Origin of the sequence: Paraburkholderia polaris (genome assembly GCF_012927345.1) — a bacterium.
Classification (GTDB): domain Bacteria; phylum Pseudomonadota; class Gammaproteobacteria; order Burkholderiales; family Burkholderiaceae; genus Paraburkholderia; species Paraburkholderia polaris.
In genome coordinates this window covers 176,684-186,619 of sequence record NZ_JABBGJ010000012.1, presented here as the reverse complement: position 1 = coordinate 186,619, position 9,936 = coordinate 176,684, and the positions used below count along the sequence as shown (strand labels likewise).

At 60.0% G+C, this 9,936-nt stretch carries 9 protein-coding genes and 2 pseudogenes; 5 read left to right on the top strand and 6 right to left on the bottom strand.

Annotation, left to right across the window (positions count from 1 at the left end; genetic code table 11):
- On the top strand, window positions 1-332 hold a 332-nt coding region (locus tag HHL24_RS13600), incomplete at its 5' end, for an electron transfer flavoprotein subunit alpha/FixB family protein (RefSeq protein WP_206002846.1).
- Window positions 333-760: 428 nt separating this feature from the next.
- Window positions 761-862, top strand: a pseudogene (locus HHL24_RS43970) (LysR family transcriptional regulator); the annotation flags it as partial.
- Window positions 863-1,008: 146 nt separating this feature from the next.
- Here HHL24_RS43970 and HHL24_RS13590 read toward each other — a convergent pair.
- The 6 genes and pseudogenes from HHL24_RS13590 to HHL24_RS13570 all read right to left on the bottom strand — a co-directional run bounded on the left by HHL24_RS13590 (window position 1,009) and on the right by HHL24_RS13570 (window position 6,473).
- Window positions 1,009-1,335: a DUF4148 domain-containing protein gene (locus HHL24_RS13590; protein WP_169485971.1), complete on the bottom strand. Its 327-nt coding sequence runs from the start codon at window positions 1,333-1,335 to the stop codon at window positions 1,009-1,011.
- Between the two features lie 220 nt (window positions 1,336-1,555).
- The gene (locus HHL24_RS13585; RefSeq protein WP_169485970.1) at window positions 1,556-2,647 is read right to left on the bottom strand and encodes a DmpA family aminopeptidase; all 1,092 of its coding nucleotides are present in this window, start codon (window positions 2,645-2,647) and stop codon (window positions 1,556-1,558) included.
- Window positions 2,648-2,782: 135 nt separating this feature from the next.
- Complete coding sequence (locus HHL24_RS13580) at window positions 2,783-3,883, bottom strand: polyamine ABC transporter substrate-binding protein (protein ID WP_169485969.1); 1,101 nt, start codon at window positions 3,881-3,883, stop codon at window positions 2,783-2,785.
- 48 nt (window positions 3,884-3,931) lie between these two features.
- Window positions 3,932-5,059 (bottom strand): DmpA family aminopeptidase, encoded by a 1,128-nt coding sequence (locus HHL24_RS13575; RefSeq protein ID WP_169485968.1) that lies wholly within the window; start codon window positions 5,057-5,059, stop codon window positions 3,932-3,934.
- A gap of 332 nt (window positions 5,060-5,391) precedes the next feature.
- Window positions 5,392-5,490: pseudogene (locus HHL24_RS43620) on the bottom strand (IS6 family transposase); the annotation flags it as partial.
- Window positions 5,466-6,473: a GlxA family transcriptional regulator gene (locus HHL24_RS13570; protein ID WP_169485967.1), complete on the bottom strand. Its 1,008-nt coding sequence runs from the start codon at window positions 6,471-6,473 to the stop codon at window positions 5,466-5,468. The pseudogene HHL24_RS43620 and the gene HHL24_RS13570, both read right to left, overlap by 25 nt.
- Before the next feature lie 339 nt (window positions 6,474-6,812).
- On the opposite strand from HHL24_RS13570, the gene HHL24_RS13565 reads away from it, so the two are divergent.
- The 3 genes from HHL24_RS13565 (at window position 6,813) to HHL24_RS13555 (ending at window position 9,883) form a co-directional block, all read left to right on the top strand.
- Window positions 6,813-7,766 (top strand): choline ABC transporter substrate-binding protein, encoded by a 954-nt coding sequence (locus HHL24_RS13565; RefSeq protein ID WP_169485966.1) that lies wholly within the window; start codon window positions 6,813-6,815, stop codon window positions 7,764-7,766.
- 145 nt (window positions 7,767-7,911) lie between these two features.
- Complete coding sequence (locus tag HHL24_RS13560; RefSeq protein WP_169485965.1) at window positions 7,912-8,841, top strand: BKACE family enzyme; 930 nt, start codon at window positions 7,912-7,914, stop codon at window positions 8,839-8,841.
- Window positions 8,842-8,917: 76 nt separating this feature from the next.
- Window positions 8,918-9,883 (top strand): L-carnitine dehydrogenase, encoded by a 966-nt coding sequence (locus HHL24_RS13555; protein WP_169485964.1) that lies wholly within the window; start codon window positions 8,918-8,920, stop codon window positions 9,881-9,883.
- Window positions 9,884-9,936: the final 53 nt, after the last annotated feature.

The window sequence follows — 9,936 nt, the reverse complement described above, 5'->3', positions numbered from 1 at the left end:
GCCGCGGTCTGGGCAACGGCGAGAACTACACGAGGGTTCTGGAGCCGCTGGCCGACAAGCTGAACGCAGCGCTAGGCGCATCGCGCGCAGCCGTCGATGCGGGTTTCGTGCCGAACGACTATCAGGTCGGCCAGACCGGCAAGATCGTCGCGCCGCAGTTGTACATCGCGGTCGGCATTTCGGGTGCGATCCAGCATCTGGCCGGTATGAAAGACTCGAAGGTGATCGTCGCGATCAACAAGGACGCGGAAGCGCCGATTTTCAGCGTCGCCGATTACGGTCTGGTGGGCGATCTGTTCGCGCTCGCGCCGGAACTGGCAGAAGCGCTGTAAAGACACAAACATCCGTCGCCGCAACGCAGCCCTATCACCGAACCGTTCTTCCAGCCGTATCGGTCCGGTATCAGGGCGTGCAGTCAACGTCAGCGAGTAAATCAGTCAACCTGACGGCGGCGGACTTCAACTCCGGTATGACTCGTTTTCGAATCGCCGTCATGTCCGGAGCCAGTTCCACTGCCCCGCAATTGAGCGTCATCAATGTACGCGACTGCCCAACCATCAACGGGAGTGCTATCCCGTACGCGTTTCGCTGGTACTCGCCGACCGCCATGCACACCCCGGAATGCCGGAGATCATCGAATGCCGTGTCGAGATTCTTCCGGACAGCGCCAGCCTGGTCGCCGGCGGCCTCAAGCAGCGCGGCAACGAGCGGCTCACGCTCAGACTCCGGCAACGCGCACAAGTAGGCGCGGCCGACCGGACGCCGCACGTTGACGACGTTTCGGCGCCGTCAGGGGATTTTGCCGAGTCCGGCGGTGAAGCTGTTGGAGCAACTCCGGCAGTTGACTGCCATACAGCGCTAAGCGCCTGCGTAAAACTAAGAGCGCCCACGCCCTCTTTCAACGCTCAATTGCACAGCGGCCCTGCTTTCACATCGATGTGAAAGCAGGGCCGCTGTGCAACGATGCGGATCAAACGGGTGCGAGACAATCGCTCGCACCGTCGCCTGTTAATGGCCGAAGTTGGCGACCGGAGCCGAGTAAGAGCTCGGCGTCGTTTCGGTGCGGCTGCCTGCTTGTGACGACCCGTTCGTTGCCATTCCATAACCGGTGGTTTGAGCGGTGCCGTTTTGTGCCGCGACGCGCGCCTCGGCTGCCTGAATGTTCGCCGGGTAATCGTCGACATTCGCCGTCGCCGGGTTGTAGCCGGCTTTTTCCAGCTGGACCAGCTCAGCGCGCACCTGGGCGCGGGTCACCGGCTGGTAGGATTGGGCAAACGCAGCGAGCGGCGCAGTGATGAGAGCGGCGATAACAACAGCTTCGATCAGGGATTTCATGACGACAACCTCCAGAGTTTGTTTTTTGGCGTACTGCAAACCTGTTTGTTTGCAGTCGATAGAGATAGTGTAGGAGCCAGCGGATATAGGGTAAACCCCTAACACATGAATTCACTGTTGCTAGAATCGGCACAATCGCCACGGAAGGTTATTGAAAGGTCGGCGATGCAATGCACGCGGTGCGGTGTCAGCCACGAACACGCTGGGCTGCACTAACGGGCTAGATACTGGGTGTCCAGCGATGCTTTCTCATAACGCTCAGCATTTGGTCCAACGGAATCGCATGCGCAGTACGCCCTTGAAACCCCGTCATCGTTTCGGCGGCGAATAGCGAATTGAGAATAGCTTCTTCAACGGCTTCGGCCGCAGCCCGAAAGAGCTGGCTCATACAAAAAGGGGCAAGTGTCTCGACCGTCCATGCGGGTTGGTCTAGCGTAAGGTGGTTCGCTGTCGAAAAGGCGAGGTAAATATCACCGCTTGAATTTGCGCCTATGCCCCCCGCTTTGGCTAAGCCAACGGTTGCACGTTTGGCTAAGCGCTGACATTGTATGGGGAGCAACGGGGCATCGGTTGCCAGCACAACAATGATTGAGCCTGAATCTGCCGCCGCCCGTTCCGGGGATGGGACAACATCTACGCCCAGTTCGCGGCCCACTGGCACACCGCCGACGCACAGCAATTCTCGCGCACCGTAGTTCGTCTGCACCAGGGCCCCTACTGTATACCCGCGAGGCGTAACCCGCGATGCGGTGCCCGTGCCGCCCTTAAACTCGTGGCACACCATACCTGTACCCCCGCCCACATTTCCCTCCGCGATCGGACCGCTGGCCGCGCTTGAGAGCGCTTCGAACGCCATCGCCTTCGTTACAGGCATGCTGTCAATATCGCTGATAAAACCATCCCACGTTTCTGCGACGACTGGCAAATGAACGACGAGGGGCTGCTCGAGACTACGCTCGGCGCTCTTGCTATGAGTGATTGCATGTTCGCAGACAGCATCTCTCACTGTACCGACCGAATATGTGTTTGTTATACAAATTGGGGCCGAGACTAGTCCCTGTTCGTCTATCCAGAGTGTTCCCGTCATTTCGCCATAACCATTGAAGGAATGAACGCCTGCGAACACGGAGTCTCGATAGATCGCTGATCGAGGCCAAATTGCTGTCACGCCAGTGTGCGCAATGGAAGGGGTGTCCCGATTCAAAGTGGAATAGCCTACCAGGACACCCGCAACATCGGTAATAGCATTCCACCGACCGGTAGGCAGCGTCCCGGTAATGATTCCCAACTCGCGCGATCTTGCTCGATTCATACATGCTCCGTTTGACATGGTCGCAGGACTGAGTCATGCGTTGATAAATTGGCTAGAAGAAAGCTTGCTGCTCGGCCCCGACGATCCGATTGTTCAGTTCCGCCCAGGGCCAATACAGCCGATACGCTAAACGGGTCAGCGCCCCGCCTTTAGTTGCGTCCACAACCTGTTTTCAAGGCGCATGATCTCCGCCGGCAAAGGCAAGGACAGCGTCAACGATTTCATCCTGTCCGCCTCAGGGTAGACCGCATCGTTCTTAAGAATCTCCGCCTTCACATAAGTGCGCGCGGCGGCGTTAGCGTTCGGATAGAAAACCTGATTGGTAATCGCGGCGCTCACTTTAGGCTGAAGGATGTAGTTGATCCATTGCATCGCGGCTTCCGGGTGAGGCGCATCTTTGGGAACACCCATCAAATCGAACCACAGCACGCCATCGCCTTTCGGAATGACATAGCGAAGCTCGTACGAGCGGTGCGCCTCCTCTGCACGCCGTTTGGCGATGCCGACGTCGCCTGACCACGCCAGCGCGATGCAAACATCGTTATTGGCCAGGTCGTTGATGTAGCCGGAAGAATTGAACTGGGTGATGTACGGACGAATCGTCTTGAATAGCTGATATACCGCCTGATAGTCAGCAGGGTTGGTGCTATTGGGATCCTTATGCAGGTAGATCAGTCCAACTGAGAAGGTATCCTCCGGCGAGTCGAGTACGGAGACACCGCAGGATTTAAGTTTGGATAAATATTGCGGATTAAACAGCAACTCCCAACTATCGTAAGGTGCGTCCTTGCCGAGTATTTGCGTCACTTTCGTGGCGTTGTAGCCAATGCCGTCCGTGCCCCATGACCATGGCACCGTGTATTGATTGCCTGGGTCGGCCGAGGCAAGCATTTTCATGAGCTCGGGATCCAGATTGGCGAGATTGGGAATCTTGCTCTTGTCAAGTTTCCGATAGACGCCCGCCTGGATCTGTTTGGCAGCATAGGCAGACGACGGCACCACTACGTCGTAGCCCGATGAACCGCTTAGGAGCTTGGCCTGCAAGGTGTCGTCGCCGTCGTAGACGTCGTAGCGCGTGTGAATACCCGTTTCCTTTTCGAACCCCGACACGGTGTCGTCGGCGATATTGTCCGACCAGTTATAAACATTCAGTTCTTCTGCTTTGGCATGATTGGCGCTCATAGCCATCACGCCCAATGTTGCGAGAATTCCTGTGATGAGACAGCGGGGAGACATAGTGGCCTTCCGATTTGAAAGAAGAGTCGTGTGTAAGTGGGAAACGGGTCAGTCGGCAACACGATGCGCGGCTGGATGTGCGTCGCGGCGCCAGCCGACTTGCTCCAGTGCCTTCAGCAGTCGCGTGGCGCCGAGCGCGTGGACGTGAACGCCTTGTCCCTCCATATCGTCGGCCGCGAACAGCGCGTTAAGAATCGCTTCTTCAACTGCTTCTGCGGCCGCGACGAATAGCGGAGAAATGAAATCACCGCTGACGGCACGCAGGCTCATGAGAGGCTCGCCCGGCGTGCTGTAATCCGCCGGCGGGATGCCGCGGTTGCCTACCGAGAACGCGACGAAGATGTCGCCGCTCGCATACTCGGTGCCGCCGCCCACGCGCGCCAGCCCGATGCTCGCGCGTCGCGCCAGCTGCTCGCACTGGTGAGGGAGCAGCGGCGCGTCGGTGGCCAGCGTCACCACGATCGACCCCATCCCCGGGACGCCCGCCTGTCGTGCCTCGAACGGCGACGGCACCTCCCGCAGCACGTCACCGACGGGGTAGCCGGCCACGCGAAGCGCTTCGCGGCGGCCGTAGTTGGCCTGGACCAACGCGCCAACGGTCCAGCCGCCCTCACGCGGTTCCAGTCTGCGTGAGCTCGTTCCGATGCCACCTTTGAATTCATGGCAGATCATGCCGGTACCACCGCCGACCGATCCCTCGGCGACCGGTCCGCTCGTCGCCTGCGCCTGCGCCTCGTGAACGTGCACCGCGGTGACATGCTGTCCCCATATGTCGTTCAGTACCCCATCGAAAGTTTCCAGCACGACAGGCATGCACCAGTACTGGCTACCGCCGACCGATGTGCGCTCGGCGGCGACGAGCGCATCGCGGACTACGCCGACGCTATGCGTGTTCGTGTAAGCGATGGGCGTGGACAGCAGACCGGACTCGCGTATCCATTCCAGGCCGGTCGCGTCGCCGTTTCCGTTGAGTACGTGACAGCCGGTGAAACATGGCTCGAACCGGGCGATGCCGGGGCGCGGCTCGATGATCGTCACGCCGGTTCGAATCGAAACTTCTGCCCGGTTCTCGACCAGTGTTCGATGACCGACTCTGACGCCTTGCACGTCGGTAATGCCGTTGAACGGACCGGGCGTGCCGTGACCGATTCGAACACCGATATCTCTGATACCCATACCCTTTTCTCCTGTGTCGCTGCGAGCAAGCCCGTCGGCATGTCTGCGTTGGGGTACTGCGATACTAGGGTGCGGGGCTGCGGATGAAAATCAGACCGAAGGGCTAGAACAACGGTGCGATCTAACCTTTAAGGGGTAGTTGGGAGATATCGGCAGACAGCTTGAAGTCTCAGACGCGGCGTTCCATCAACGGCTTGGACGACTGGCTGAAAAGCTGGTACGACGCCCGCAATCGCTTTTGATAATTAGTTTCATCATTTATTCTGGCCGCATGAGGGCCATGTCGCGATAAGACAGGCTGCGCGAGCAAGTCGAAATATGATTAGGCTTGCTTATATAACTGGCGAATAGAACTGCGCGGCAACCGTTCGATCGACGCCGCCGTCATTCATCTGCCCCTTGCGGATCATGTGCATGAGTTCGACGCCTGCGTAGCCTCGCTTGATGACAGCCCGGCGGCGCCATTTCTGCCGCCCATCACCTGCCGGTCGCCTCTCGGACTCACGCCGAACCGCGCGCGATACGTCCGCGAAAAATGCGAAGGCGACTCGAATCCGCATGCAACGCAAATCGATGTGATCGACATGTCGGTCTGTTGCAGCAACTCGCGCGCACGGGTGAGGCGTAGTTGCAGATAGAAATGCGTCGGCGTGTCCTTCAGCGACGCGCAGAACAGCCGCTCCAACTGCCGCCGCGTCACGCTGATCTCCTCTGCGAGTTGGTCGGGCGTCAGCGGCTCTTCCATATGCTGTTCCATTGCGCCGATTACCTGAATCAGCTTGCGGTTGTGCACGCCGTAACGCGCCGCGATTTCCATGCGCTGATGGTCCGAACGCTGGCGGATCCGGCTCACGACAAACTGTTCCGAGACCGCCGAAGCCAACGCTGCGCCGTGCTTGCGGCCGATCAGGTCGAGCATCATGTCGATCGACGCCGTGCCGCCCGCACACGTGATGCGCCGCGCGCCGATTTCGAACAGCTCCTGACTTGCATTCAGCGAGGCATAGCGCTCGCGAAACGCCGACAACGCTTCCCAATGTACGGTCACGCTATCCGAGCCACCGAGGAGCCCGGCTTCCGCGAGGATGAAGCTGCCCGTATCGATGCCGCCGAGCGTCGCACCGGCACGCTCGAGCCGCTTCAGGCAATCGCCCAGCACGCGCGTATAGCAGGCGAGCGGCTCGAAGCCCGCGACGACGAACACCGTCTGCGTCTCACGGACATCGGCGATTGCCGTATCTGCGTTGATCGAAATACCGTTGCTGGCCGCGACCGGCGCGCCGTCGAGACTCAGAATGCGCCAGCGGTAGAGACCGCCGCGAAAGCGGTTCGCCACGCGCAACGGCTCGACCGCCGACATGAAGCCGATCGCCGAAAAACCCGGCAGCAGCAGGAACGACATATCTTCGGGCATCTTGCGCAGACTCGATCAGGAACACAAACCGCAAGCGGATGCGGGATTCCGGCCGAGCGTAGCAAGCAGCGCGTGAGCCGGCAAGGCGCACCAAAATTCACCACGCAAATTGATGCTGCACTGCAATGACGAACGATGCTGGTTTTCCCTCGTTGTCGCGTGGAAGCAAGAATGGGTCGCTGCCGGTCGCTTTGGCAGGAATATGGGGCATTAACGTTACGTCAATCGTGCAGTTCAAGCATTACTAAAGCCATATCGCGCAGGTCCGGGGGCCGCCCTGTTGTTCTCGTCGCGGCCGTGTCGAAACACGCTGTTTAACGTGTCAGAAGGGGGAACGTCATGAAGTCACGCGTCAAAGCCTTGCTTGCCCATCTTGCCTGTCTGGCGGCCGTCGCCGCTGCGTCGCCGGTACTCGCACAAGATCCCTCCGCCTGCCGCGCGGTGCATTTTGCCGACATCGGCTGGACCGACATCACGTCGACCACCGCGCTCGCCTCGACCGTATTCGAAGGGCTCGGCTATCAGCCTGTTACGACAGTCGCCTCGGTGCCGATATCGTTCGCCGGCCTGAAGAGCAAACAGCTCGACGTGTCGCTCGGTTACTGGTGGCCCGTGCAAGAGAAGGCGATTACACCGTTCGTCGATTCGAAATCGATTCAGGTGCTGCAACCGCCTAACATGACTGGCGCTAAAGCCACCTTCGCCGTGCCGAGTTACGAATACGACGCCGGGCTCAAGACTTTCGCCGACATTGCAAAACACCGCGATCAGCTCGACGGCAAGATCTATGGCATCGAACCTGGCAGCAGTGCGAACGCGGCGATTCAGAAAATGATCGCCAACAATCAGTTCGGCCTCGGCGGCTTCAAGCTGATTGAATCGAGTGAAGCGGGCATGCTGGTGTCGGTGGATCGCGCGATTCGCGAGAAAAAATGGGTGGTGTTTCTCGGCTGGGAACCGCATCCGATGAATATCCAGATCGATATGAAATACCTCACCGGCAGTGATGGCGTATTCGGTCCGAATGATGGCGAAGCACGCGTTTATACGCTGACGTCCCCCGACTTTCTGACGCGTTGCCCGAACGCGGGCAAGCTCGTGAGCAATCTGCGCTTTTCGACGCAACTGGAGAACGTGGTGATGCAGTCGGTGATGAACAAGGAGAAACCCACCGATGCCGCCAAAGCGTATCTGAAGAAGAACCCGCAAGTACTGGATGCGTGGCTCGCTGGGGTGAAGACCTATGACGGTAAAGACGGTTTGCCGGCGGTGAAGGCCTATCTCGGACTTTAACGCGGTCAGCTTTGACGCGGTCAGCTTTGACGCGGTCGGCTTCGACGCGGTCAGCTTTAACGCGGTCGGCTTCGACCCAAGGCTTTGACCCAGTCCGACCTGCATCCATCGAGTTGCGCATCTCAATCCACAGGAACTAGCAAGCATGAATCATGAAGTCATCGTGACCTGCGCGGTCACCGGCGCGGGCGATACGGTCGGCAGGCATCCGGCCATTCCCGTCACGCCGAAGCAGATCGCCGAAGCCGCTATCGAAGCCGCGAAAGCCGGCGCCACCGTTGCGCATTGTCACGTCCGCGATCCGAAGACCGGCCGCGGCAGCCGCGATCCGCAGCTGTATCGCGAGGTCGTTGACCGGATCCGCTCGTCCGGTACAGACGTCATCATCAATCTGACGGCGGGCATGGGCGGCGATCTCGAGATCGGTCCCGGCGAAGATCCCATGCGCTTCGGCGCGGGAACTGACCTCGTGGGCGGCTTGACGCGGCTCGCGCACGTCGAGGAACTGCTACCGGAAATCTGCACACTCGATTGCGGCACGCTCAATTTCGGCGACGGCGACTACATCTATGTGTCGACACCCGCGCAATTGCGCGCCGGCGCGCAGCGTATCCAGGAACTCGGCGTGAAGCCGGAACTGGAGATTTTCGATACCGGGCATCTGTGGTTCGCGAAGCAATTGCTCAAGGAAGGCTTGCTCGACGCGCCGCCGCTGTTTCAGATCTGCCTCGGCATTCCATGGGGTGCTCCAGCCGATACCACGACGATGAAAGCGATGGCCGACAACCTGCCGCCTGGCGCGCAATGGGCCGGTTTCGGCATCGGTCGCATGCAGATGCCGATGGTCGCGCAGGCGATGCTCCTCGGTGGCCACGTGCGTGTCGGCCTCGAAGACAACATCTGGCTCGACAAAGGTGTGCACGCAACGAACGGCACGCTGGTGCAACGCGCGGTTGAGATCATCGAACGGCTCGGCGGGCGGGCGCTGACACCCGCCGAAGGCCGCCGCAAGCTCGGCTTGCCCGCGCGTGGCGAGCGGCAATTGGAGCGGCGTGTGGCGGGACAGTACGCGTGACTATGTTGCGTATCCGTTGCGCTTGATGCAGCGCGCTTCGGGACTTGAGAACTCACAGGCAAAGGAAACATCAGCAATGGCAGTGATCGTCGATATCAAAACATTTGCGGCAATCGGCGCGGGCGTGATCGGCAGCGGCTGGGTGGCGCGCGCGCTTGCGCATGGGCTCGACGTCGTCGCGTGGGACCCTGCTCCCGGCGCGGAGAAACAGCTACGCGAGAACATCGCAAATGCGTGGCCGGCTTTGGAGCGCGTCGGTCTCGCCGAGGGCGCAACGCCCGACAGGTTGCGTTTCGTCGATACGATTGAAGCCTGTGTCGAACAGGCGGATTTCATTCAGGAGAGCGCGCCCGAACGCGAAGCATTGAAGCTCGCCTTGCACGAGCAGATCAGTCGTGCGGCAAAGCCGGATGCGATCATTGCTTCGTCCACTTCCGGCCTGCTGCCGAGCGATTTCTACGCACGGGCGGTGAATCCGCAGCGTTGCATCGTCGGGCACCCGTTCAACCCGGTGTATCTCCTGCCGCTCGTCGAAGTGCTCGGCGGCGAACATACCGCACCGGCAACCATCGACGCCGCGATGCAGGTTTATCGTTCGCTGTCGATGCGGCCGCTTCTCGTGCGTAAGGAAGTACCCGGTTTTATTGCCGACCGTTTGCTCGAAGCCTTGTGGCGCGAGGCGCTGCATCTGGTCAACGAAGGCGTGGCGACCACGGGCGAAATCGACGACGCAATCCGCTTCGGCGCCGGCATCCGCTGGTCGTTCATGGGCACGTTCCTGACTTACACGCTGGCGGGCGGTGATGCAGGTATGCGCCACTTCATGCAGCAGTTTGGACCAGCATTGGCGCTGCCGTGGACTAAACTGGTAGCGCCGCAGTTAACTGACGAATTGATCGATCGGGTGGTGGACGGGACATCTGAACAGGTCGGGCCGCGCTCGATCAAGCAGCTTGAACGCTATCGGGATGATTGCATTACGAGTGTGCTGGCGGCGATTGGGGAAGCCAAGGCGCGGCATGGATTGCTTCCCGCGGAGTGATACCGCTGTGATGCCGCTGTGCGCTGGCGGGCAGCACCGCTGCATGGGCCCAG

Coding starts and splice junctions, on each gene's coding strand:
- HHL24_RS13590 (WP_169485971.1), bottom strand. CDS start 1,335: ATGAAATCCCTGATCGAAGCTGTTGTTATCGCCGCTCTCATCACTGCG.
- HHL24_RS13570 (WP_169485967.1), bottom strand. CDS start 6,473: ATGCCCGAAGATATGTCGTTCCTGCTGCTGCCGGGTTTTTCGGCGATC.
- HHL24_RS13555 (WP_169485964.1), top strand. CDS start 8,918: ATGGCAGTGATCGTCGATATCAAAACATTTGCGGCAATCGGCGCGGGC.
- HHL24_RS13580 (WP_169485969.1), bottom strand. CDS start 3,883: ATGTCTCCCCGCTGTCTCATCACAGGAATTCTCGCAACATTGGGCGTG.
- HHL24_RS13575 (WP_169485968.1), bottom strand. CDS start 5,059: ATGGGTATCAGAGATATCGGTGTTCGAATCGGTCACGGCACGCCCGGT.
- HHL24_RS13585 (WP_169485970.1), bottom strand. CDS start 2,647: ATGAATCGAGCAAGATCGCGCGAGTTGGGAATCATTACCGGGACGCTG.
- HHL24_RS13560 (WP_169485965.1), top strand. CDS start 7,912: ATGAATCATGAAGTCATCGTGACCTGCGCGGTCACCGGCGCGGGCGAT.
- HHL24_RS13565 (WP_169485966.1), top strand. CDS start 6,813: ATGAAGTCACGCGTCAAAGCCTTGCTTGCCCATCTTGCCTGTCTGGCG.